The organism is Marinobacter sp. F4216 (assembly GCF_019931195.1).
In the GTDB taxonomy this organism is placed as follows: domain Bacteria; phylum Pseudomonadota; class Gammaproteobacteria; order Pseudomonadales; family Oleiphilaceae; genus Marinobacter; species Marinobacter suaedae.
In genome coordinates this window covers 86843-112239 of the sequence record NZ_JAIOUO010000002.1, presented here as the reverse complement: position 1 = coordinate 112239, position 25397 = coordinate 86843, and the positions used below count along the sequence as shown (strand labels likewise).

Below are 25397 nucleotides of genomic sequence, written 5' to 3'. Positions count from 1 at the left end.
CTTCACCCCAGTGGAACGTCAAAAAGCTGAATGGCATCAACGGGCAAAAAAAACGGGAGCCGAGGCTCCCGTTTCTTAACACTCATTCTGGTGAATATTCCGGCTCAGCCGCCAGATAAAGACTGGTCCGTTGGGTCAATCTCCATCTGCTGGATGGCGATAACGGCCTGAGTTCGATTCCGGACACCCAGCTTGCGAAACACGGCCGTGATGTGAGCTTTAATGGTGGCTTCCGAGACATCCAGATCGTAGGCAATCTGCTTGTTAAGCAGCCCCTCTGCCAGCATTCCCAAGACCCGGAATTGCTGGGGTGTAAGGGATGCGAGCCGCTCCGAAAAATCCGTTGCTTCGGAATCCATCCGCTCGATTTTTTCAGCCACCCCTTCCGGCAACCAGACGTCTCCCTCGAGTACCGCCTGAATGGCTTCGGTAATGGTCGGAAGTGGTGCCGACTTCGGAATGAAGCCGGACGCCCCATAATCAATGGAGCGTCGCATCACCTGAAGTTCCTCGGAACCTGAAACGACGACCACCGGCAAACCGGGATACTGGCCACGCATAAACACCAGCCCGGAAAACCCGTGGGCCCCCGGCATGTTCAAATCCAGCAGAACCAGATCCGCATCCGGGTGCGACTCAACCGCCGCCTGCAGTGCCTTGATGCTGTCCACTTCAACGGTCTTGGCATCCGGCACTGCCTGACTGACCGCCTGCTTCAACGCAGCTCGAAACAGCGGATGGTCATCAGCGACGATGATTGTCTGTGTCATTCACTTGGTTCCTCTCAGGTTCAAGGCCCTGTTCCGGGCCTTATTTAAACTCACGATTGCTGATCAACTCATCCACCACGCCCGGATCGGCCAGGGTGGACGTGTCGCCCAGCTGCTCATGCTCGTTGGCTGCGATTTTTCGCAGAATCCGGCGCATTATCTTACCAGAGCGAGTCTTCGGCAGCCCGGGGGCCCATTGGATAACATCCGGTGAGGCAATCGGACCAATCTCCTTACGCACCCACTGGACCAGTTCTTTCTTGAGCTCGTCCGACGGTTCCTGACCCTGGACCAGGGTCACGTACACATAAATACCCTGTCCCTTGATGTCGTGCGGGTATCCTACCACGGCTGCTTCAGCCACCTGGCTATGAGCCACCAGGGCGCTTTCCACTTCGGCGGTGCCCAGACGGTGACCCGACACATTCAGCACATCGTCCACCCGGCCCGTGATCCAGTAGTAGCCGTCTTCATCACGACGGGCACCGTCACCGGTAAAGTAGCGGCCTTTATAGGTACTGAAGTAGGTCTGCTTGAACCGTTCGTGGTCACCGTAAATGGTCCGCATCTGGCCGGGCCAGCTGTCCAAAATCACCAGATTGCCCTCGGCCGCACCGTCAAGGATATTGCCATCGTTATCCACCAGCGCCGGCTGAACACCGAAGAACGGCAGCGTGGCGGAGCCTGGCTTGAGATCAACCGCACCGGGCAGCGGTGTTATCAGAATGCCGCCGGTTTCGGTCTGCCACCAGGTGTCCACAATCGGGCACTTGCTGTTGCCGATCACCCGGTAGTACCACTCCCAGGCTTCCGGGTTGATCGGTTCACCTACGGAGCCCATCAACTTCAGTGAATCCCTGGACGTATCTTCCATACAGGATTCGCCCACCGCCATCAGCGCCCGAATGGCCGTCGGCGCGGTGTAGAGGATGTTCACCTTGTGTTTATCAACCACCTTGCCGATGCGCGATGCGTCCGGGTAATTGGGCACGCCTTCGAACAACAGGGTCACGGCGCCATTACACAGCGGGCCGTACAGAATATAACTGTGGCCGGTGATCCAGCCGAAATCGGCAGTACACCAGTACACATCACCGTCGTGGTAGTCGAAGACGTATTCATGGGTCATGGAGGCATACACCAGGTAGCCCCCGGTGGTGTGCAGCACCCCTTTTGGCGCGCCGGTGGAACCGGAGGTATACAACATGAACAGCGGGTCTTCAGCATTCATCGGCTCCGGCGGGCAGTCGGTGGACGCCGACGCCATCAGGTCTTCGTAACGCTCATCCCGGCCGTCATTCCAGGGCACATTGTCATTGCCTGTGCGCGTCACCACGACCACTTTTTCCACGTGGCCGGCGCTCTCGTTTTTGAGGGCCGCATCCACATTCTTCTTGAGCGGGATCACCCGGCCGCCACGAATCCCCTCGTCAGCAGTAATGACATAACGGGACTGACCGTTAGCAATCCGGGCCGCCAGGGCTTCGGGGGAGAAGCCGCCAAAGACCACTGAGTGAATCGCACCGATTCGGGCACAGGCCAACATGGCAACGGCCGTTTCAACAATCATCGGCATGTAGATGGTGACCACATCGCCCTTCTTGACCCCAAGCCCTTTCAGGACATTGGCAAACTTGCAGGTCTCTTCGTACAGCTCACGATAGGTCACGTTGCGCGAATCAGACGGCTCATCGCCTTCGAAGATAATGGCGGTCTGATCGCCCCGCTCTTCCAGGTGGCGATCCAGGCAATTGGCGGAGGCGTTGAGCTCACCGTCTTCAAACCATTTGATGGACAGGTTATCGAAATCGTAGGTGGTATTTTTTACTTTCGTGAAGGGCTTGATCCAATCAACACGTTTGCCGTGCTCAGCCCAGAAGGTGTCCGGATCTTCGACTGACTGACGGTACATGTCCTCATATTGTTGCCGGTTAACCAGCGCCCTTTCGGCAACCTCAGAACTTACCGGAAAAATGTGTTTCTCAGTCATAGTGCTCTCCCTTTCGTTAAATTCTCTTGTCATTGTGTTCTAACAGAGTGCTGGGCAGCGTCGACTCTCAGGCCCTTTTCCTGCGAATAGCCGTAGTTCACCATGTGTTCAATAGAACAATGAATTAGACCAACGTCCAAACCGAACACGGGCCGCCAACGGCAGGCGGAGGCGTCCCGTTTCCGCTACCACACCTGCTTAAAGCTTAGAACACGCATAACGAAAAACAGCCGGGGGGAGAGCCGCCCGGCTGTAATGGTCTTACATCAATCAATAGGGCCCGACGGTACTTCCGGAGACAGGCCTTTTCGATCAGGCCGCTGCTTTGCGGACCTTTGCAGAGCGTAGGCTATACACCTTGCGTTTCTTGAGCGCATACCGGTTCAAACCGGCAAGATGCGTGTCTCGCAGATAAGAGCGCCAATCGATGGCTTTCGCATCTACCGGGAACAGGGCCTGGTCAACACTGCCCATCCGCCTCGCGAGGGCCTGAAGACGATCGTTATGGAAGACGTAATCCGGCGCAGTGTAGAACCCGAAGATCGTCGCCAGCGAACGGGTGGTATCCAGATTTCGAAGTATTTTCAGCTCGCGGCTGTTGCCCAGCATTTTCAGCATCCGGTCGGTGATGCTCAACGGCAACCTTGCGCCACTTACGACCAGGTCAAAGAGCTTCCGATCCACCGCAAAGAAAGGCTTCGAGGGCTGACGGTAGAAAAGGTGGTCATACCGATCATAGTTTTCTCTGGCTTCAGCCATGATGTGGTCAATGAACTCGCCAAGTCGAATGGGATTGGTTCCGCCGCTGCACGACTGGTAGATACGATGTTTGCCGGGCTCGGCCATGGCTTCAGCCAGCGAAAGAATGATGGAATTCGCAACCAGGTCCACCGGAATCACATCGATAATGCTAGAACGTTTGCCCGGGAACAGAGTGACCTTCTCACGGGCGTAGGCCAGGATGATGGCATCAGCGACCTTCACGCCTTCAATCCAGCCCGGTGCTGGTTCGTCCAGAGCACTTTCAATAATAGAAGGACGCAGAATGGTCAGCGACCGGCCTGACAACGCCTTCATCAACAGCTGCTCTCCCAACCACTTGGTAAAGGTATAGGTATCACTCCAGCCATAATGGTTAGCCTCCCGAATACCCAGGTCGACCAGCTTTTTCTCCAGGGCGCTCCCCGAATAACGGGACCGCACATCCGCAATCTTATCCTCAAGCAAACGGACCAGCTCCTCGATTTCGAAGTAACCGTCGTCGCTTTGGGGAATGTCGGCACCAGCCGGCTTAATCACGGCCTCACCAACGTTACCGGCATTCTTGCCATTGACGTAGCAGGTGGACACCTGAATCACCGCAAGTTCACTGTTCCGGAATGCCAGTTCAGCAATGTTGTACAGGCACAGCGTGTTGATTGAGAGCGCCTTGTCCAGCTCTTCCCGGAAATTCACGCTCGCTGCGGAGTTGATAATGGCATTCAGATTGCCAGCCAGCGCCTCAAACGCCTCATCTGACAAACCGAACATCGGCTCGGTCACTTCACCGGTAATGCAGTGGACACGCTCCTCGATGAAATTCTCGAAGGCCTCATTATCGTCATGTCGCAAGCGCTCAAACACTGAAGACGTGGCGATTTCTTCCAGAAACCGACCCCGTGCATCCGGATGGCGCTTGTTACCACGAATGAGAAGATGAATACCGCCAATCTCGGGTACGGCTCGGATCAGTTTTTCAAGCACGACCTTGCCAAGAAATCCCGTCGTTCCGGTAATCAGAACATGTTTGCCTCGAAGCTGTTCGAGGACTTTCGATGTCGTCTCTCCGGACGATAACTGCTGTGCTGCCATGGGCGAACTCCTTCTCAATTGTCTATAGATCTTCGGCCACTAACTTCCTGTGACCTCAAGTCAGCTAAAAATGGGTGCATGAAACTCGCTGCACAATGCGGGCCATAGTCACCAGACCTTTGAACAATAATTGCACGGGCATCGTGACACTCTAGTGACAGAGCACAAGTTACGGGACGGTAACCGCCGTTGCGGCAATGGGAAAAGGCAGGAGGAATTCCTGCCTCAAGAAGGTTTAGTGCTGGCCGCCGAAGCCACCTGCCATCGTATTAAGCAACTGGTCGACCGAGACATCCTCTGGCTGTTCTTTCAGGGCCTCAACCAGTCGCGACTGGTCTCCGAATCGCCCCGAGTCATAGGCTATTTCAGCTGCTGGCAACACAGGTTCCGGCTTGGCAGCCGGTTCGGGCGTGATCAACGATTCGCCTGCTCCGGAAGACGGGGTCTGAGACGCAACGGAAACCAGTTCCGTCCGAACCGAAACAGGTAAGACCTGATCTGCCAGATGCCGCAGGTGCTCAGCAAAACGCACACGGTCTTCCTCGGACAATTGCTCCCACTCGAGCCCACCTAGACCTGTCTGGATGATTTCAATGGTGTCACTGTCGGGCATGCTCCCGAGCAGTGCAAACAAACGGGTGAATGCCTCATAACGCAGCATGCTGTTGCTGGCCACCATGGGGAGCACCGTTTCCAGTTCCCGCACCGCGCTCATACAACGATCCCCGGGACGCGCCAGCGTCTCTCCAAGCTGTTTCCCTGCCATATCAAACTCCCTGTATCCATTCAGAGTGGCTTCGGCTTACCTGCCTTAAAAATCCTACACAAATCACAAGTCCGGCAAGAGACTGCCAGAAATACTACCTCAGCCGTTTAATCGCCGGCTGATATTGTCTAAGCTCGACCCCTGTTACAAAAGCAAACATTTTTCGGAGCATTAACTGCTTCTCAAAATCCTCGAACGAATGCGGCAGGCAAGCGTATGGATTTAGCTCCTGATCTTCAGTTACCGAGTCTTCCTGAGATCATTCTGCGTGTATTGGACGCCTGTCGCCAAAACGACACCCCCCGCTCAATCAGCGACCTGGCGAGCATGGATACGGCCCTGGTTGCCCGAGTGCTCTCACTGGCCAACTCATCAAGCCCGAAACCCGAAAGCATCACTTCGATCGATGAAGCGCTGATCCGGCTCGGCAGTGAACGCTTTCGAAGCCTTGTACTTACCGCTGCGCTCCAGCAGCTACCACTGGATCTGGGCTATGAAGAGTGGCTCCAGCTCAGGGACTTCTGGCGCCATTCCCTGAGCACGGCACTGACGGCCCGAGCCCTGGCCACATTGACCCGCTACCCGAGCCCGGACCAGGCGTTTATGCTGGGCATTCTGCATAACGTGGGGGAACTGCTTGCCATCAAGACCCCCACGCCCGAGGACAAGCAATACTACTTCAATAATCTGACTCTAATTGCCGCCAAGCTAGCCACCGACTGGGGGCTGGGTATCGTTCCCGCCGACGCCATGCGTTATCAGCAGGCTCTTCCGGACGAACTGCGGGACGCAGGCCACCTGGTCAAAATCATCAGTGTCGCGACGCGGCTGGCATTATCCGATGCGGCCGGAATAAAGGCCGCGAAAACGGTGTTTGGCCTGACCGAGGAACTGATCAAGGAACTCAACCGACGCATTGCGCATGAAGTTGCCACGGCAGCCACCGGGTTCGGAATTACGCTGGATGGTGACTACCATGGAGAACGCGCAGCCCGCCAACTTCAGCAAACCGTGTTACAAGAAAGCATGGCGAGTCAGGCTCTGCAGCGGTCCGATCTGACCGCGAGCATGGACAACATACTCGCCGACACGGTGAACAGCCTGAGCATGGTAACCGGGCGCCCCGCCCTCTGTTTCCGACATCGCGGTGAAAACCTTGACCTGCTGGCCGGAACCCTCGGTTCTCTGCCCGAGCTATCGGTCTCCTGCAGGCCGGGCGGCAGTGTGTTGACCGAGGCGTTCAACACAGGAAGCGCCACCCAGCTCGGCGACCGTCAACCCACGGTCTTGGATCGCCAGATTCTTTCGATATTGCGCACCCCAGCGCTGATTGCCGTCCCACTGCATACGGGCACGGTATGCCCGGGCGTCTATCTGCTCGGCACCGACCGTCAGAATCTCGACGCCACTACGGAACTGGCCTCCCTGTTCACCAATTTATTGTCCACACGCCTGCACGAACATTCCGACCACTTGCTGGAGAGTAAGGACAGGCCCGACTCGCCTGAGCTCAACCAGGAACTGATTCGCAAGCAGGTGCATGAGATCAATAATCCTCTCACCATCGTACGCCAGTACCTTCATCAGCTGAGTCGGCAGGCCCAGAGTGGGGAAATTCTTGAGAACCTGGCCGTCATCAAGGAAGAGCTCGATCGTGCCGGACTTCTTATTGATCAACTGGGGCACCCGGCACAACAAAGCTTGCCCGAAAGAACTCAGATCGAATTGAACGACGAACTCAAGAACCTGCATCGCATTCTCGGCGACACGCTTTTTGATGATGACAAGCACCAGTTTGAGGTTCAGCTTTGTGAATACCCCTCACGACTGGCCGCCGATGCATCGGCCATCCGGCAGGTAGTGATCAATCTGGTTAGAAATGCGGCCGAGAGCTTGCCCGAGGAAGGCGGCAAGGTTGAGGTTCGAACCGCCTCACCCATATGGCACGACTATCGCACCTGGGTAGAACTGGAAATATCAGACACCGGCACCGGAATCCCCATCGACGTTCGGGAAACCCTGTTCAAGCCGGTACAAAGCACAAAGGGAGAGGGCCACAGCGGACTGGGCCTGAATATTGTGAAGAAAATCATTGATGACATGGACGGCATCATCGCTTGTCGAACGGGACTGGAGGGCACAACCTTCCGGATTTTGCTGCCGACGGTGAGCGAACAAACATCTCTCGTTGAAGACGTAGAAACAACGGAAACAGCCCAATGGCATCTGAATTCACAGCCAACAAACCCGATGGTCAACTGACAGCCCGGATACTACTCGCCGATGACGAACCGCGACTCTTAACCATGTTGGCCCGGCTCCTCAGGGAGCAGGGCTATCAGGTAACCGAGGCACACGGCGGCAAACAGGCCTGTGAGATTGCGTCAAAGGAAGTATTTGACCTGGCCCTGCTGGACCTGCGTATGCCCGGGGTGGACGGCTTCGCAACCATGACTCACCTTGCCCGCAGTCAGCCCGACTGCGGGGTAGTCGTGGTCAGTGGTGAGAGTTCGTTTAATGCTGTGAGCCAGGCCCTGAGACAAGGCGCCCTCGACTACATCCGCAAGCCCTACGACCCGGAAGAGCTGCTCACCACGGTTGCCCGGGTTCTGAAAAAACGCTCGCTCCTGAAGGCCCATGAGCATATTCAGGTCCGTCTTGAAAAGTCCGAGGCGCTGCACCGCTACATTGTTAACAGCTCCCCGGACATTGTGTTCATGCTCGATTCCCAAGGCCAGTTCTGTTTCGTCAACAGCAAAGTCAGTGGCTTGCTGGGCTACCAGCCAGCCGAATTGTGCGGTCGTCACTTCCGCCACATTATCGACGAGCGGGATATCACCAAGGGTATTTACTCCCTGAAAGACCCAACCATTTCCGCCGACAATCCCAAGACCCTGGAGCTGAGATTGAAATCCCGGGGCGACGGGAACAATGCCCGGCACTTTGAAGTGACTGCATTTCCCATCGACCCCCAAACCTGGCCCCACGCCGGCACCACCCAGGGCAATGGCAGCGGGAAAGGCGCCCGCTATTACGGCACAGCTCGGGATGTCACCGAGCGCAAGGAAGCTGAGGCCTTCATTAACTACCAGGCCTACCACGATCTGCTCACCCGGCTGCCCAATCGCAGCCTGTTCCAGGATCGTCTGGAACTGGCCATCACCCATGCCCGGCGAAACAGGCAGCGGCTGGCCGTCATGTTCCTGGACCTTGATCGTTTCAAGGTCATCAATGACACCCTCGGTCATGGAATGGGCGATCAGCTGCTGCAGGCCGTCGCCCAGAGACTGGAAAAATGCCTGCGCAAGGGCGATACGCTGTCTCGATTTGGCGGGGATGAATTCACCCTTCTTTTACCCTCCATTACTGACGAGGAAGACGCCCGCGGGATCGCCAAAAAGCTAATTGATGCCTTGAGGGCCCCTTTCCGCCTGGGTGACCACGAGGTCTTCGTCGGCGTCAGCATCGGCATATCGATTTATCCCGAAATGGGCACCAGCCTGGATCAGTTGATCCAGAACGCCGACATCGCGATGTACCACGTGAAAGCCTCGGGTAAGGACGGCTACCGTTTTTACAATGAAACCATGAGCGTCGATGCCACCAGCCGTCTGCAGATGGAAAGTGACCTCCGCCTGGCACTGGAAAGAAATGAACTGAAAGTGTTTTATCAACCGCAGGTATGTTCAACGTCGGACCGTGTTGTGGGCCTTGAGGCGCTGGTACGATGGCAGCATCCAGAGCGAGGTCTGATTTACCCGGGCGAATTTCTGCCTCTGGCAGAGGAAACGCGCCTGATTGGTCAGGTCAGCGAACGGGTACTCGACCAGGCCTGCCAGGATGCCGCACGCTGGATTCGGGCCGGGCACAAGGATTTGAGGCTGGCGGTAAACCTCTCTCCGGTGCAGGTGGAGCACCCGCGCTTTGTCGAAACCCTGCTCAGGAAAGTCCGTGCCCATGGGCTTCCCACCAGTAACCTCGAAATCGAAATCACCGAAAACACCATCATGAATGACCTGGAACAGATCAGTGAAAAGCTCCGGGAACTGGCAGCAACGGGTGTTCGGATTGCCATTGATGACTTCGGCACCGGTTACTCTTCACTGAATTACCTGCACAGGCTTCCGATTCACACTCTGAAAGTGGACCAGTCGTTTGTGAAAGCCATTCGTGGCGGGGAAGACGGTGCCTGTATCGTAAACGCCATCGTTGCCATGGCACACGGCCTGAAGCTGGACATTGTGGCCGAGGGAGTGGAAACGAACGAACAACTTACCTACCTGCGCCGCCTCGGCTGCCACCAGGTGCAGGGTTTTTACTATGGCCCGGCAAGGCCGTCCGCGAACATCTTGCAATCGCTGGTAAAAACCCGAACGGCTGCGCCAGTCTTCTAGCTCTCCTTTTTCGATTGTCGAACACTCCGCTAACGAACATTGACAAGGTTTGCAAAGCGAGCCTTTGCGTAACTTTTTGTATATCGAAATGCGGATTGCTGCACATAATTCAGCCAGCCTGTTCACTAATCTCAGACCTACCAGGCGTTGATCATCGTCCCCGGCTGTCAGGCCAACAATGACAAAAAACGATGACAACATCCCGAACAACAAGAACAGGCGGCAGTCACCATGCGCGACAAGTACAAATACATCGGTCCGGCCTACGATTTTCTGAGCCACCTGTACAGTGGCAAGAACATCCATCGATGCAAGACGGCGATGCTCGATGTTGAAACCGTCAAACCGGGTGATCGCATCCTGTTTGCCGGTGCAGGCCATGGGCGTGATGCCATCCGTGCCGCGGAACTGGGTGCCGAGGTGACCGTTGTCGACCTGTCCGAAACCATGCTGCGCAAATTCGCTGCGGCCCAGCAAAAAGAAGCGCCGCGCCTGAAAATCCGTCGAATCCACAGCGACATCATGAACGTCGAAGAGGTTGAGCAATACGACATGGTCGTTGCCAACTTCTTCCTGAACGTTTTCGACGAGGAGATGATGGTATGGGTGCTGGAGCACCTGATTCGTCTGGGCAAGCCCAATGCCAAAGTAGTGGTGGGTGATTTCTGCTACCCAAGTGGCAACCCCCTCGCCCGCATGTTCAAGAAAACATACTGGTATCTCGCCGTTTTGATCTTCTGGCTATTTGCCAACAACGCCTTCCACAAGATCTACAACTACCCCGAACACATGCAGCGTCTTGGATTGCGAGTGGCCGACAAGAAGCATTTCAGGCTGCTCAACATGGACTGCTACTGGTCCATTCTCGGTAGAAAGCAGGCCTGAAACGGCCACCTTAGGGACAAACATCAGGGAACAAACGCATGTCGGATCAAACCCTTGCCCTGGATGGACTCCAGACACTCGCCAACAACACGTTCACCTTTGCCGAGCGGGTAAGCTACCTGAAAAAGCACGGGATTCACTCCCAGTCCTTCTCCACCCTTCAGCCTGGCATGAGGTATTTCGACATGCCGGGAATCGGGTACATCGCCTACATGAGGAAATGGGGCGGAACATTCGTTCTATCTGACCCGGTCTGTGCCCCGGAGCAGTTCGCAGTGATTCTGGAACACTTTCATAACCGTTTTCCGAACGCCAACTACATCCAGGTGTCGAAGGCAGTCGTGGATTTTCTCCACCTGCGCTTTGGTCTCTATGGCACCCAGTTCGGCTGCGAATCCCGAATCGACCTGCGCAAATGGTCCATGAGCGGCAAGAAAAAGCAGATTTTGCGCACTGCACTGAACCAGGCCGAGAAGCACAACATTTCTGTCAAGGAGCGATTCAGCGATGACCATACACGGGAAATTTCCGAGGCCTGGATTCGCACCCGCAAGTGCAAGAGTAACGAGATCCGCTTCCTGATCCGCCCGATGGAAATGAATTATCGGGAAAACGAGCGGCACTTCTACGCCTACCAGGATGGCAAGGCTGTTGGCTTCATCTACTTTGACCCGATCTACCTGAACAACGAAATCATCAGTTACGTACCGAACATTTCCCGGGCCAACGCCGACTTCAAGCAGGGCATCTTCTATACCCTGATGATTCGCGCCATGGAGGTCTTTAAGGCGGAGGGGGTCCCATTCGTCGATCTTGGGCTGATTCCCATGTCACTGGATTCCACCACAGAACATCAGGAGAGCCGCATCCTTAAGAAGCTTGAGCATCTGGTGTATGAAAAAGGAAACTTTCTCTACAACTTCAAGGGGCTCGAGTTCACCAAATCACGGTTCCGGGGCGAACAGTTCAAAACCTATTGCTGCCATAAGCGAGCGCTGCCCGCACTTGAGTTCCTTGCCATGTTCCGGCTAACCCGTCTGATCTGACGGGTTCGGCCATTGTTCAGAAATGATCCTGGGAGCCAACCCCAGACCCGCCATGAACTCCTCCACATGATCAGGGGCTGGCCCGGAAAACAGCGCCTGCTGGACGGGCCAATGGCCTCTGCTCTGATGGTTCTGGGCTGCCTCGAGTTGCCCCTGCTCCTGTAACCAGTGTCCAACCCGCCGTGCAATGGCCTGACCGGAGTCCACCCAGTGGTCGACTCCGGGCAAGACTTCCTTCAGCGCGTCCTTGAGCAACGGATAATGGGTACACCCCAACACCACAGTATCCACCTCCAGCTGACGGAAAGCCGCAACCACCTCCTGCAGTTCCTGTCCAGGCACCGGGACACCGCGCACAAGATCTTCCGCCCAGCGCACGAGTCCCGGATGACCTATCCGCTCCACCTGGCAGTGCGCCGCAAACTCGTTCACCAGATTATCCAGGTAAGGTCGTCGAATGGTGGCCGGGGTAGCGAGGACGCCTATTCTTCCGTTGCGAGTCTGGGCGGCGGCCGGCTTGATGGCGGGCACCACGCCAACGACCGGCACGGGGGTACTGGCACGAAGGTGAGGCAGAACCACAGTACTGGCGGTATTGCAGGCGACCACAATGACATGACAGGGCATCTTTTCCAGCGCCGCCGAAATCAGGCTCAGGCAGCGTTCCACCACAACGGTTTCCGGCTGATCGCCATAGGGAAAACCCAGGTTGTCCGCCAGGTAAATCAATTCAACTCCAGGCCATTCACGGGCAATGCAGGACGCCACACTCAAGCCGCCAACGCCGGAATCGAACACAAGCACCCTGGGTGCCGGCTGTTCACTCACTGGCGGTCTCCATCACCACGAATCTGCCTGCCCATGGCGTGAATCAGGCGACCCGCAATGGTTGTGCTCGGTGGCACCGGAGGCATACTGTCTGGCATAAACCAGTCGGCATCCGCCAGCTCATCTTCCTGAAGCTTCAACTCGCCACCGGCATAATCAGCGAAGAAACCGACCATCAGCTGGTGGGGAAAGGGCCATGGCTGGGAGGCGTAGTAACGGACATTGGCAACATCCATCCCGGTTTCTTCCTTCACCTCCCGGACAACGGCTTCTTCCAGGCTTTCCCCCGGCTCAACGAAGCCCGCTATGAGGCTGTAGAAGTGCCGCTTAACCCGAGAGGATTTGGCCAGGAGCAGGCGATCGGCCTTCCTGATCACCACAATCACACAGGGCGCCAATCTCGGATACCAGGGAATCTGGCAGGCCTCGCACCACTTGGCTCGCTCCCTGTCATGCACCTGGGTCTGTTCACCGCATCGTCCGCAATAGCGATGATCTCGCCACCACTGCCAAACCTGGGCGCCGGTACTCAGCAGTCCGGCCGGCGCATCCTCCGCCATCAGAAGGGCATCACGGAGACTCACCAACTCCAGCTCTGGCAAAATGTGCTTTTGTCCCTCGGTCACAAACACCGACTGCCTGCCCAGGGTGCCCAGAGAAACCATCTCTTCCGACAACTCCTCCAGCAGGTGCTCGCTGGCCGGCACCAGCCAGCCTTCCGCTGGCTTTAGGATGTCATGTCCTGAAAACAGTAACAGCGAGTCTCCTGGTTGAGGAGCGGTTGTTGCCCAGCCCGGAAGCCATTCGTCGTCGGGAATCGTCATATCGGCCTTTTAAATATCCTACGGATGCGCCACGCTGAAATGTAACATACCGGCAAGGAAACCAAGTATGTACTCCGGCTTTCCGCACCGGTCTCAACCAAGTAAAATTAATCCCTTTATGTTTACCGGAGCACGAAAGTATGCGACTTTTCCAGGGCATTCACAGCCTGATTCTGGCTTTTTTCCGGAAGATCCTGTTTCTCTGGGTCAGGACCGATGCCAGCGGCAACAGTGCTGAAGCCCTGGGGCTGGATCCTGAAAAACCGGTTTGCTACGTGCTCCCGACCAGCTCCCTGTCTAGCCGCCTCGTTCTTGAGCATGAGGTTATTCGTTCCGGCCTGCCCGGGGCAACGGAAGCCCTACCTGTCAAGAACGGCCCGGCCCACTCATTCTTTTTCCTTTACGAACGTCCGGGTGGCCTCATTCGTCGCCGGCCAACCCCCACCACAACACCCGAGTTTGAAGCACTGATCCAATACGGGCTGGCGCACCCTGACGAAGACGTTCAGATCGTGCCGGTGTCCCTGTTCTGGGGCCGCTCACCCGACAAGGAAAAATCGCTGGTCAAGCTGCTGCTGTCCGATACCTGGAACGTAGCAGGGCGACTGCAGAAGCTGCTCATCATTATGGTGCACGGCCGCAGTACCTACGTGCAGTTCAACCAGCCGTTGTCACTGAAACTGGTCATTGATGAGTACCGCCATTCCGAAGAGCGGGCCAAAAGAAAACTCGCGCGTATCCTGCGCACCCACTTCCGGCGGGTACGTCAGGCGGTCCTCGGGCCGGACCTGTCACACCGGCGAACACTGGTCAGCAGTCTGGTACGCACCCCCGCGGTAAAGGAAGCCATTCGGGAAACCGCCGCCAAAGAAGGTGTTGCCCCGGAGAAGGTGCGGGCGAAGGCCTGGAAGTACGCAGACGAAATTGCCGCCAACATGTCCATCGTCACCATCCGCTTTCTGGAAGTGGTGCTGTCCTGGCTCTGGAACCGGATCTACAACGGGATCGCCGTCAATAATATCAAGGTGGTCAAAGAGGTCGCCCAGGAAAACGCGGTTGTCTACGTTCCCTGCCACCGGTCCCACATTGATTACCTGTTACTGTCCTACGTCCTGTACAAGAATGGCCTGATGCCCCCCCACATTGCTGCCGGCATCAATCTGAATATGCCCGTGGTCGGGCCGATCCTGCGCCGCGGCGGTGCCTTTTTCATGCGCCGGAGCTTCAAGGACAACCCGCTCTACGCCACTGTGTTCAACGAGTACATGCACGTGATGTTCTCCCGGGGCTATTCGGTGGAGTACTTTGTGGAAGGTGGCCGCAGCCGGACCGGGCGGATGCTTCAGCCCCGCCCCGGCATGCTGGCCATGACGGTGCGCAGTTTCCTGCGGGATCACCGCAAGCCCATCGTGTTCGTGCCCGTCTATATTGGCTATGAGAAAGTGATGGAGGGGCGAACCTACCTGGGTGAGCTTCGGGGCAAGAAAAAGCAGAAGGAAAGCATCTTCACCCTGGCCAAGACCGCTCGCAAGCTGAGCAACTCCTTTGGCCAGGTGGCGCTGAACTTTGGCGACGCAATTCCGCTGACTGACGTGCTCGATGAAGTTCACAATAGCTGGCGCGAGGAAGCCTATGATTCGGAGTACCGCCCGGCCTGGCTCAACAGCGTGGTGGACCAGCTCTCTCAGCGGGTGGCTGCCAACATCAATGCTGCCGTCGCAGTAAACCCGATTGGCATGACCGCAACCGTCCTGTTAGGTACCGAGCGTCTGGCGATGGACGAAAAACAACTGATCCGCCTGATGGATCAGTACGCCGAGCTACTCAAAGCCTTCCCCTATGCCGATACCGTCACTCTGCCCGAGGGGAGCGGTAAGGACTGGGTGGCCTACTGCGAAAATATGGGTCTGGTGGAGCGCCAGCCCCAGAAACTGGGCGACATTATTGCCCTGGAAGGCAGCAATGCCATCCTGATGACCTACTACCGGAACAACATCCAGCACCTGTTCGCCCTGCCGGCGCTGGTGGCCAGTCTGTTTGAAAACAAGGATGCCCTCAGCAGGGAAAAGATCCTGTTTCTGGCAGGTGTTGCCTATCCGTATCTGCAGGCTGAACTGTTCCTGAAGTACAGCGCCGACGATGCTGAAAAGGTCATCGATCAGTGGATTGATGTATTGATCGATCAGGGGCTGCTGATCACTCTGGAGGACGGCCGGATTGGTCGCCCTGCCGAGGGCACAGAAGAGATGCTGCGCCTGCGGGTACTGTCCCGCTTTATTATTCAGACCCTGGAGCGCTACCACATCGCCCTGGGAATCCTGCGCAAGAATGGGTCCGGCAAGCTGACCGCCGAAGAACTGGAAAATCAGAGCACCCTGCTCGCCGAGCGCATGTCCATTCTGTTCGGCCTCAATGCACCGGAGTTTTTCGACAAGACTCTGTTCCGCAATTTCATCGCCCATCTCAAGAAGAACGATGTCATCACAACCGATGACAACGGCCTGATCAGCTACGGAGATGGCCTGGATGAGGTAGCGGACGATGCCCGGCTGGTCCTGGGGATAGAGAAGCGGCAGGCCATCCAGCAAGTCACCATGCTGGATGCGTGAGCCTAGCTGGCCGGCAACGCCTTGATCGGATAAATGTCGTAACGGCTGCTCTTTCCCTCGACCACTGTTGCCGGCTCTGCACCCTCAATCGAGGGTGCCTTCCTGGGACGCTTGACCACAACGCGGTAACGCGCACAGTCAAGAGCGGCGGCCAGCAACTGCGCGGAATCCTCATCGTCACCAACGATTTGCCGGAACACCTGCATTTCCTTTTTGACCAGCGCAGACTTGTCCCGATGCGGGAACATAGGGTCCAGATACACCACGTCCACTGCATCCGGGCCGGCTTCCGATAGCCAGTCGATACTGCTGCCCGACATCAGCGTCATGCGCTCAACGATGGGCGCACAATCCACATTGAGTGCTGCCCGGGCCAGGCCATCGGCCAGCAGCGCATGAATGATCGGGTTGCGTTCGAACAAGGTTACCGTGCAGCCGAGACTGGCCAGCACAAAACCGTCTTGCCCCAGGCCTGCCGTCGCATCGAGCACATGCAGCGCTGCCTTGGTTTTTTGCATTCCAACTGCCTTGGCGACCAGCTGCCCCACTCCGCCGCCATGCTCGCGCCGGTAACCCATTTTGCCAGCAACGAAGTCCACGCGAACCGGGCCCGGGGCACCTTTGCCGGTTACCTGCAGACACAAGCCCTGTTCGTCGGAAAACAGAATGACTGGAAAATCCCGGACATCTTTGGGGCGAACCACCCCAAGGTCGGGCAGGCCCAAGCTGTCTGCGAGAGAGGACGTAAGAGAAGAATCACCGAGTGGACTTCGGCCAATGGCCAGCCCGTTACCGGAGGAAGAGGGTGCGTTCCGTGCCCGTTTCATTAAACCAGAATACTGATGTCAGCCAGCGCGCGAACCGGCCCAGAGCGCTTCCTGCCGGAAGAGCTGCTGCCAGTCTGAACACCGAAATTACCAGATGCTACGCCGCCAATCATGAAAGTAACCAGGACTCAGGAAAAAGGACAAGTAAACGGCAAGTATGGGCGATGTACGGGCGGAAAAAAAGTCGCCCTATTCCCGACCGGGCAGCTTCTTCCAGGCCACTTCGTCCCGGATGTAAACTGGCTGAGCCTGTTCCGCCGGGACGCTCCGCCCGTGCCGGACCTCTTGTTCTGCCAGCCGGGCAACCCAGGCGGCCCGAGGCACCAGCGACTTGTCTACTGAATCAACCTCGCTGACCACCGACTCCGGCATCTGATCCCTGAAAGCCCAGCCCATTCCGGCACCGATCCAGCGTTTCGGAGCACCTTCGAGCGTCACCAGAGACGGAGGGCAAACCCGCTCTTCCCCCTGCAGGATGGGCAAATTGTCCTGACAGGCGAAGCAGCCCCAGTACACCTCGCTCATTCGAGCATCAAAGGCCACCGCTACGGCATCCCCATCGTCGAGCCTGTTGGCATCGATTGCCCCCAGCGCCACTGCTTGCAGCGAGGACACAGGAACCACCGGCACTTCGAGGCCCCAGGCGAGGCCCTGAATGACGCCGGTGGCAATCCGAACCCCCGTGAACGAGCCGGGGCCGCGGGCAAAGGCCAAGGCATCCAAATCCGAAGGTGCGAGCTCCGCTTCTGAAAGCAGTTCGCGAACCATAGGCATGAGCAGACGCGTATGCCCACGGGGCGCGATTTCAAATCGCTCGGACAAAGCACCATTCACCAGGAGGGCGGCAGAGCAACCCTCCGAGGATGTATCGAGTGCCAGCAATTTCACAGAGAGGAAATCCCGATGTCTTATTTAAGTTCGGACAGGATCTGGTCGCGAATGCTATCCAGGCTACCAACACCTTCAACGCGGACGTAACGCGGCGCAGCTTCCGGTTCCTTGGAGGCCCAGTCCTGATAGTAACCAATCAGAGGAGCGGTCTGGTCGTGGTAGATACCCAGGCGCTTACGCACGGTTTCTTCCTTGTCGTCCTCGCGCTGAACCAGCGGTTCGCCGGTTTCGTCGTCCTTGCCCTCAACTTTGGGCGGATCGTATTTGACGTGGTAGATCCGACCGCTGCCCTCGTGTACCCGACGGCCAGACAGACGGCTAACGATCTCCTCGTCGTCTACGGCGATTTCAACCACGTAATCGATAGAGATGCCCTGGTCTTTCAGAGCCTCGGCCTGAGGAATGGTGCGTGGGAAGCCGTCCAGCAGGAAGCCATTCTTGCAATCCGGCTCCTGGATACGTTCTTCGATCAGAGCGATGATGATGTCATCAGACACCAGCCCACCGGTCGCCATCACTTCCTTGACCTGTTTGCCAAGCTCGGACTCAGCCTTAACCGCGGCTCGCAGCATGTCACCGGTGGAAATTTGCGGGATGTCAAAGCGCTCGGTAATGAACTGGGCCTGAGTTCCCTTTCCTGCGCCCGGTGCGCCTAGCATGATGATCCGCATAAGTTTGTGCTCCCAATATAAGTAGTATCGTGTGAAAAGTTGCGGCAAAAGCTCTGACCTTTGCGACAACCTCTCTATCCTTTGACACCCACTGGCCTCCAGATTCAGAGAACGCGCATTATACGAAGTCAGCCCTCATAGAGAAAGTCGACCTACGTACCAGTCCCGAAGCATAGTGTTCTCTGCAACCGCCATCCATCCTGGGTTGGACTGCCAAGGTAACCGCAGAGAATCCGGCGCTGACTGGACGACAATCTGCCGCCCGCACACTCCGTGAGGTGTCGGGCAGTGTTCCAGAGCCCAGCCAGCGCTGTGTGCCTGGAAGGTCAGCGGCAGTCTACTCTTCACATCCCTAATTAACCGGTGTTTCGCATGCCAGCCGATATTCCGGCCATGGTTACTTTCAGTGCGCGCTCTACCAACTCCGACACTTCACCCTGCTCCTCCCCTTGCCGGCTACGTCGAAGCAGCTCAGCCTGCAGATAGTGCAGAGGATCCGTGTATGGATTGCGCACCCGCATGGAGTGAGCGAATACCGGCTCGGCTTCCAGCAACTCACTCTGTTGCTTGAGTTCCAGCAGCCGCTGAATGCACTGCTGCAGCCGACTGCGCAGGTCGGCGCCTAACTCCTTGAGCTGCGGATCATCAAGCAACGTCTTCTCATAATAACTGGCAATCCTGAGGTCAGCCTTCGCCACCACCATTTCCAGCATGTCGATGTACGTTCGGAAAAACGGCCAGCCTCGCATCATCTCCCTGAGCTGGGGCAGCTTTTTCTCCTGCGCCGCTTCTTCCAGAGCAACGTCACTGCCCAACCAGCTGGGGAGCATCAAACGCATCTGGGTCCAGGCAAAGATCCACGGAATCGCCCGAAGGCTCTCCACCCCGCCGGTCGCCTTGCGCCGGGCCGGTCGACTGCCGAGGGCCAGCTTGCCCAGCGCCTGCTCCGGCGTGACCTGCCGGAAATAAGGCACAAAATCCGGGTGCTCCCGAACCACTTCACGATAAGATTTCAGAGACCGCTCTGTCAGCCAGTCCATGGTCTCCCGCCAACCCGGTTCGGGTTGAGGCGGCGGCGCCAGGGTGGCTTCAACAACCGCTGTGGTGTAAAGCGTGAGGCTTTGAACCGCCAGTTCCGGCAGACCAAACTTGAAGCGGATCATTTCACCCTGCTCGGTAATTCGAAAACTGCCATTCACAGACCCAGGGGGCTGAGAGAGGATCGCCCGGTTGGCCGGTCCGCCACCCCTGCCGACCGTGCCGCCACGCCCGTGGAAGAGGGTCAGGTGCACACCATACTGGCTGGCGACTTCCGTCAGTTTTTCCTGGGCCTGGTACTGCGCCCAGGCGGCCATCAGCTGACCGGCGTCTTTGGAAGAATCAGAATAACCAATCATCACTTCCTGGCGACCCTGGGTGTACTGCCGGTACCAGTCCACCTGATACAGGGCCTCCATGCTCTCAGGAGCCCCACGCAAATCGTCCAGAGTTTCAAACAGCGGCACAACACGCATCGGGTGCCTCATCCCGGCTTCGCGAAGCAGCAAAATGACATTCAGCACATCGGAAGGCTTGCTGGCCATGGAAATCACGTAGGAGCCCAGGGCCTGAGGCGTCTGTCCGGCAACCACTTCACAGGTGGCCAGCACTTCGCGAACGTTATCTGAAGGCTCCCAGTTGCGAGGGACCAAAGGGCGTCGGCCCTGCAGCTCCTCAACAAGGAACGCCTGCCGCTGCTCTTCCGACCAGGACAGGTAGTCCCCAAGGCCGAGATAACTGACCATCTCGGCCACAGCCTCAGCGTGACGGGAGGCCTCCTGCCGGATATCGAGACGAATCAGCGGCAAGCCAAAGGTATGCGCACGGCGAATAGTGTCCAGTAAGGGTCCATCGGCAATACTGTCCAGGCCACAGGCCACCAGCGATCGGTAGCACAGCTCCAGGGGCGCGGTCAGATCCTCGTTTTCAAACAGTATGCCGGTAGCATCGGCCGGCTCACCGTTAATGCAGGCCTCGGCCCAATCGCGGGTTTTGATCAGCCGCTCGCGCAGACCGCCAAGCACTTCGCGGTAGGGTTCCCGGGCATCGCCCACCACACCTTTCAGTTCATCGCTGGCCTGCCACATGGAAAGCTCGGCACGCAGCATCTTGATGTCCCGCAGGAACAGGTCAGCCGCCATCCAGCGGCCAAGCAGAAACACCTGCCGGGTGACATCGTGGGTCACATTCGGATTGCCGTCCCGATCCCCGCCCATCCAGGATGCAATGCGGATGGGCGACACCTGCATGGGGAGACCATTGCTCGTCGCGTCCATCAGTGAGGCATCCAGACTCCTCAGGAACTGGGGTAATGCATGCCAGAGGCTGTGTTCGATGACCGCAAAGCCCCACTTGGCTTCATCCACCGCCGTCGGACGCTCATGGCGTATTTCATCGGTGTGCCAGGCCTCCGTAATTAACCGGAAGAGTCGGCCAACGATCTCTTCCCGCTCGGCGGGCAGCAGATCATCGTGATCCAACTGCCCCAGGCAGTGGGACATCTCGTCATACTTCATAATCAGCGTACGGCGAGCGACTTCCGTCGGGTGAGCCGTCAGCACAAATTCGAGCCGCAGATCCGCCACTTTCTGGTGCAGCTCTGCCGGGCTGACGCCGCCTGCTTTCAAACGAGCAAAGACGTCCCCCAAGGATTCAACCACCAGGTCGGATTGGTGCCCACGCTTGCGGCGGATGCCGTGATATTGCTCGGCCAGATTGGCAAGATTGAGAAACTGGTTGAAGGCGCGGGTAACCGGCAGCAGCTCGTCAACTCCCAGCTTACCCAACAGGCTGACCAGACGCTGACCGGAATCGCCTTCCTGGAGCCGGTCGCTCTTGGCGGCAGCTCGGATCTCCTCGATCAGCTCGAAACAGTCCTGCCCCGGGGATCGTCGGATACTCTGCCCCAGCAGCTCTCCCAACAGGCGAACATTTTCACGAAGATCAGGGTGAAGCTCGGTCACGGTTACGTCCTTTTAATTGACGGCGACAAACGAAACTTACGATACTAAGGTTTGGTTCAGAAAGTCTATTGGCGAAGCTCGCCGGCGGCCCTAGGAGTCCACATGAAAGTAACCGATCTGCCAAAGCACTGGGAAAGCGACAAGCAAACAGTTGAGCGCACTCACGACTACAATCTGAGACTGCCGCTGGAAGATGCGGCTCGGATTGCAGCACTGGCAGAGATCTATCCGGACCGCAGTGAAAGCGACATCCTGAACGACATGATCAGCGCCGCGCTGGATGATCTGGTGCGCCAGACACCATTGAAAGACCGACTGGAAAGCAAGAAAGCCAAGTAACACCCATCGGGCCGTGGCACCTTGTTCTGAGGCCCAACGAAATGGAGCGCCGTTCGGCGCTCCAGATGCTTCATGACTGAGATATCAGGGAAGAAAGGTCAGGCGACTGAGTCCAGCTGACGAGCCTTCAAGCGCTGGATGTGCTTCTGGCTCAGACTGACAAACTTGGGCGTCAAGCCCTGATCTTCATAGATTTCGAAACCATCCTCATCGTACGCCACAACTTTGGTTCCCTGAACATAGGGGAAACTGGTTTCAAGTTCGTCCAGCGCCGCAGACACCAGATCCCGCATCAGGTCCTGCGGAGATTTCATCGGATAAAGCGCCGCCAGCTTTTCCAGGCGACTGTGATGCTGGTCAGACAAAGCCGCAAAATAGGCGTCGCGAGTCAGCCGTCCCCGCGCATGTTTGTCCCAGTAATTGACCAGATCCTTAATTTTCATCGTGCCCTCACTCCTGCATCTTTTTCATCGCGAACGGACTCTGATTTCCGCTGCGGAGAAGTGTAGTCGAACCGGCTTTTCAGGGGGCATGAAATTGGTAACGAATTGTACTTACGACTTTTTTCCAGCCCACGCTACGTGCCAGTGCTGCCTTTTTCAACGCCCTTAACCGACTGCCAGACAGCATCCAGGGCGTCCAGACTTTCATCATCCATGCTTCGCCCTTCCCGCTCCAGAATCCGTTCGATCTCCCGGAACCGGGACTCGAATTTGTGATTGGTTCGCTTCAGGGCTTGCTCAGGATTTACGCTCAAAAAGCGTGCAAGGTTCACACAAACGAACAGGAGATCGCCCATCTCATCTTCAACGGCATCCGCATCGCCGGTGCCAGCCTGAAGTTCCGTCCAGGCCTCCTTCAGTTCGTCAATTTCCTCATGCAGCTTATCGAACACCGGCTCAATGTCTGGCCAGTCAAAGCCGTGCCGGGCAGCCCGTTTCTGCAGTTTTTCCGCCCGGGCCATGGCCGGTAATGTGCGGGCAATACCAGCGAGCCGGCCGGGCTCTTCCTCCGCAGGGGGCATCATCGCACGCTCTTCCGCCTTGATGCGCTCCCAACTCTCTTTGATCCAGGCCTCGTCCGGGCGGTTGTTGGGATCAATGCGGCTATCCAGCGTGCCCGCCGGAAAAACGTGAGGATGGCGACGTACGAGCTTGCGCACCAGATTATCCACCACTTCGTCAAACTCGAAGCGACCTTCCTCCCGGGCAATCTGCGCATAGAAGATGACCTGGAACAGCAGATCCCCAAGCTCGTCCTTCAGATGACCATAGTCGCCCCGCTCAATAGCATCGGCTACTTCGTAGGCCTCCTCGATGGTGTGAGGAACAATGCTGCTGTAGGTCTGCCTGGTGTCCCAGGGGCAACCCGTGTCCGGCTCCCTGAGGCGGGCCATCAGCGTTTTCAGATCATCGATTGAGTAGCTCATCCGCGCCTGCGTCTTACGTCGATAATGTTCGAAAGATTACGAATCTGCGCCAGCAAACGTGCCAGCTGCTCCAGGCTCGAAATCTCCACCGTTACCGTCATCGTGGCGGTGTTTTCGTCCTTGTTGGTTTGTGTGTGCAGCGCCACCACGTCCGTTTTAGAGGCCGACAACACCTGGGTAATATCTCTCAGAAGACCCGAACGATCGTAGGCTTCGATCTCGATGTCCACCGGATACACCGCCGTGGGCTGGCCACCCCAGCTCACCTCGATGATCCGGTTCGGCTCATACTCCCGCAGGTGCAGGAAGGTCAGACAGTCGAGCCTGTGCACCGTCACGCCCCGGCCAACCGTGATATAGCCGCCGATGGGGTCTCCCGGCAGGGGCTTGCAGCACTTGGCCACCTGGGTCTTGAGTTTGCCTACCCCCACGATATGGATGTCTGAATCCGCCGGGATCGGTTTGCGTCGCTGGGGTGCCAGCTTCAGATCGAGCTGTTCGCTCTTCGGTTCCAACAGTTGCTGGGCACAGTGGGCCACGTGCGCCGGCCGAAGATCGCCAGCGCCGATGGCGGCAAACATGTCATCAGCGCAGAGGTAGTTCACCCTCTGGGCCAGATCGTTCAGGTTCACGTCGTAAATGGAAAGGCGCTTGAACTCGTCCTCCAGAATAGCCCGGCCGTCGACAATGTTCCGGTCACGGTCCTGCTGTTTGAACCAGTGTGTTACCTTGGCACGCGCCCGGGAGGTCTGGATGTAACCGAGACTGGGATTCAGCCAGTCGCGACTTGGAGCCGGGTTGTTAGAGGTGAGAATAAACACCTGATCCCCGGTCTTCAGCGGATAGGTCAAAGGAACAATGCGGTTGTTCACCCGGGCTCCTCGACAGGCATGACCTATCTCGGTGTGCACACGGTAGGCAAAGTCCACCGGTGTAGCGCCCTGGGGAAGATCCACCACGTGGCCTTCGGGCGTGAAGACATAGACCCGATCGGAGGTCACATCGGATTTGAGATGGTCCGCCAGCCCGGACAAATCCCCCAGCTCTTCCTGCCACTCAAGAACCTGGCGCAGCCAGTTGATCTTGGCGTCGTAGCCGGTGGACTTGTTGCTCTTGTCAGTGCCTTTATACAGCCAGTGGGCGCACACCCCCAGTTCAGCTTCCTCGTGCATCTGATGGGTGCGAATCTGCACCTCGACCACCTTGCCTTCGGGGCCAATCACCGCGGTGTGCAGGGACTGGTAACCATTTTCCTTAGGGTTGGCGATGTAGTCGTCAAACTCGTTCGGGATATGACGCCAGAGCGTGTGCACAATCCCCAGCGCGGCGTAACAGTCCCGGACTTCGGGCACCAGAATGCGCACCGCCCGAACGTCGTAGACCTGGGAAAAATCGATGTCCTTGCGGCGCATCTTTCGCCAGATGCTGTAGATGTGTTTGGCTCGCCCGGAAAGCTCCGCCTTGATTCCGGACTCTTCCAGCTGCTCTTGCAGAATCTCGATCACGCTGCGGATATAGCTGTCCCGCGCCAGACGCTTTTCGTCCAGCAACTTGGCGATTTTCTTGTAAGCGGATTCATGCAGGTAACGGAACGACAGATCTTCCAGCTCCCACTTGATGTGACCGATGCCAAGCCGGTGAGCCAGGGGGGCGTATATGTCGAATACTTCCCGCGCCACCCGCATGCGCTTTTCTTCGGACGCATTCTTGACCGCCCGGATGACGCTGGTCCGCTCCGCCAGTTTGATCAGGGCCACCCGTACATCATCGATCATGGTGACCAGCATCTTACGGACGTTATCGAGCTGGCCTTCGCTCTGGCCGAGGACATTGCCTTTCAGTGGATGATGAATGGAGGAAATTGCTGCCATCTGCAGAACGCCCTTGATCAACCCGGCAATCTCGTCGCCGAACTCCCGCCGGATGTTTTCCAGCGGCAGACGTTCCTCGCGTACAGCCCGGTAAAGCATGGCAGCCACCAGGCTGGCCTGGTCCAGATGCAGTTCGGCCAGCACCTGCACCATTTCCAGCCCGATCCGGAAACTGCTGGCGCCCTCAGTCCACTGCTGTTCATCACGTATAGCCCGCAGGTCAGCTTCCGCGGCCCTCTCACAGGCCTGGCGGAACTGATCAATGTCTTCGAGTTGCGTCAGGCCGGAAACGTGCTGCACGCAACGCTCTATGTCGACCTCGCCCTCTTCAGTGACGACGTAATCTTCGCGGACTTTTACCATAGCGTTTTCGCTGTCCCTGTTTGTTACCGCCCATTATCCCA

At 57.2% G+C, this 25397-nt stretch carries 19 protein-coding genes; 6 read left to right on the top strand and 13 right to left on the bottom strand.

The genetic code is table 11. The features are described 5' to 3' along the window. Positions 1-104: 104 nt before the first annotated feature. From K8I84_RS01020 to K8I84_RS01005, 4 genes are all read right to left on the bottom strand, one after another. Positions 105-770, bottom strand: a complete 666-nt coding sequence (locus K8I84_RS01020; RefSeq protein WP_223792863.1) for a LuxR C-terminal-related transcriptional regulator — start codon at positions 768-770, stop codon at positions 105-107. 40 nt (positions 771-810) lie between these two features. Then, positions 811-2760, bottom strand: a complete 1950-nt coding sequence (gene acs, locus K8I84_RS01015; RefSeq protein WP_223792862.1) for an acetate--CoA ligase — start codon at positions 2758-2760, stop codon at positions 811-813. Positions 2761-3072: 312 nt separating this feature from the next. Further along, on the bottom strand, positions 3073-4611 hold the full coding sequence (locus tag K8I84_RS01010) for a fatty acyl-CoA reductase (protein WP_223792861.1): 1539 nt from the start codon (positions 4609-4611) through the stop codon (positions 3073-3075). Positions 4612-4846: 235 nt separating this feature from the next. Further along, the gene (locus tag K8I84_RS01005) at positions 4847-5377 is read right to left on the bottom strand and encodes a hypothetical protein (RefSeq protein ID WP_223792860.1); all 531 of its coding nucleotides are present in this window, start codon (positions 5375-5377) and stop codon (positions 4847-4849) included. 216 nt (positions 5378-5593) lie between these two features. Here K8I84_RS01005 and K8I84_RS01000 point away from each other — a divergent pair, with 216 nt between their 5' ends. From K8I84_RS01000 to K8I84_RS00985, 4 genes are all read left to right on the top strand, one after another. Then, on the top strand, positions 5594-7639 hold the full coding sequence (locus K8I84_RS01000) for an HDOD domain-containing protein (RefSeq protein WP_223792859.1): 2046 nt from the start codon (positions 5594-5596) through the stop codon (positions 7637-7639). After that, complete coding sequence (locus K8I84_RS00995) at positions 7597-9771, top strand: EAL domain-containing protein (protein WP_223792858.1); 2175 nt, start codon at positions 7597-7599, stop codon at positions 9769-9771. Before K8I84_RS01000 ends, K8I84_RS00995 begins: the two co-directional genes overlap by 43 nt. Before the next feature lie 231 nt (positions 9772-10002). Next, entirely contained in the window at positions 10003-10656 is a 654-nt protein-coding gene (locus K8I84_RS00990) for a class I SAM-dependent methyltransferase (protein ID WP_223792857.1), read from the top strand. A gap of 38 nt (positions 10657-10694) precedes the next feature. Further along, positions 10695-11702 (top strand): DUF2156 domain-containing protein, encoded by a 1008-nt coding sequence (locus K8I84_RS00985; RefSeq protein WP_223792856.1) that lies wholly within the window; start codon positions 10695-10697, stop codon positions 11700-11702. Here K8I84_RS00985 and murI read toward each other — a convergent pair. Both murI and nudC read right to left on the bottom strand, forming a co-directional pair. Next, on the bottom strand, positions 11685-12530 hold the full coding sequence (murI, locus tag K8I84_RS00980) for a glutamate racemase (protein ID WP_223792855.1): 846 nt from the start codon (positions 12528-12530) through the stop codon (positions 11685-11687). The two genes, K8I84_RS00985 and murI, sit on opposite strands and share 18 nt — an antisense overlap. Then, positions 12527-13354 (bottom strand): NAD(+) diphosphatase, encoded by an 828-nt coding sequence (gene nudC / locus K8I84_RS00975; protein WP_223792854.1) that lies wholly within the window; start codon positions 13352-13354, stop codon positions 12527-12529. Before nudC ends, murI begins: the two co-directional genes overlap by 4 nt. Before the next feature lie 140 nt (positions 13355-13494). Between nudC and plsB the strand changes: the two genes are divergently transcribed. Next, positions 13495-15963 carry a glycerol-3-phosphate 1-O-acyltransferase PlsB gene (gene plsB, locus K8I84_RS00970; RefSeq protein ID WP_223792853.1) on the top strand — a complete coding sequence of 823 codons (2469 nt, stop codon included), beginning with the start codon at positions 13495-13497 and terminating at the stop codon, positions 15961-15963. Between the two features lie 2 nt (positions 15964-15965). On the opposite strand, the gene K8I84_RS00965 is transcribed toward plsB, so the two are convergent. The 4 genes from K8I84_RS00965 to ppc all read right to left on the bottom strand — a co-directional run bounded on the left by K8I84_RS00965 (position 15966) and on the right by ppc (position 21354). Next, positions 15966-16790: a class I SAM-dependent methyltransferase gene (locus tag K8I84_RS00965; RefSeq protein ID WP_223792852.1), complete on the bottom strand. Its 825-nt coding sequence runs from the start codon at positions 16788-16790 to the stop codon at positions 15966-15968. A gap of 189 nt (positions 16791-16979) precedes the next feature. Then, positions 16980-17678, bottom strand: coding sequence for a tRNA (adenosine(37)-N6)-threonylcarbamoyltransferase complex dimerization subunit type 1 TsaB (tsaB, locus tag K8I84_RS00960; RefSeq protein WP_223792851.1), 699 nt, complete (start codon positions 17676-17678; stop codon positions 16980-16982). A 20-nt stretch (positions 17679-17698) separates the two neighbouring features. Beyond that, on the bottom strand, positions 17699-18352 hold the full coding sequence (gene adk, locus K8I84_RS00955; RefSeq protein ID WP_223792850.1) for an adenylate kinase: 654 nt from the start codon (positions 18350-18352) through the stop codon (positions 17699-17701). Positions 18353-18708: 356 nt separating this feature from the next. Beyond that, a complete protein-coding gene (gene ppc / locus K8I84_RS00950) occupies positions 18709-21354 on the bottom strand; it encodes a phosphoenolpyruvate carboxylase (protein WP_223792849.1) in 2646 nt (881 codons plus the stop codon). 102 nt (positions 21355-21456) lie between these two features. Between ppc and K8I84_RS00945 the strand changes: the two genes are divergently transcribed. After that, complete coding sequence (locus K8I84_RS00945) at positions 21457-21693, top strand: hypothetical protein (protein WP_223792848.1); 237 nt, start codon at positions 21457-21459, stop codon at positions 21691-21693. Between the two features lie 98 nt (positions 21694-21791). On the opposite strand, the gene K8I84_RS00940 is transcribed toward K8I84_RS00945, so the two are convergent. The 3 genes from K8I84_RS00940 to relA form a co-directional block, all read right to left on the bottom strand. Further along, on the bottom strand, positions 21792-22136 hold the full coding sequence (locus K8I84_RS00940; RefSeq protein ID WP_223792847.1) for a pilin assembly protein: 345 nt from the start codon (positions 22134-22136) through the stop codon (positions 21792-21794). A 134-nt stretch (positions 22137-22270) separates the two neighbouring features. Continuing rightward, on the bottom strand, positions 22271-23122 hold the full coding sequence (mazG, locus tag K8I84_RS00935; protein WP_223792846.1) for a nucleoside triphosphate pyrophosphohydrolase: 852 nt from the start codon (positions 23120-23122) through the stop codon (positions 22271-22273). Then, positions 23119-25356, bottom strand: coding sequence for a GTP diphosphokinase (relA, locus tag K8I84_RS00930; protein ID WP_223792845.1), 2238 nt, complete (start codon positions 25354-25356; stop codon positions 23119-23121). The genes mazG and relA overlap by 4 nt, the downstream gene beginning before the upstream one ends. Between the last annotated feature and the right edge of the window lie 41 nt (positions 25357-25397).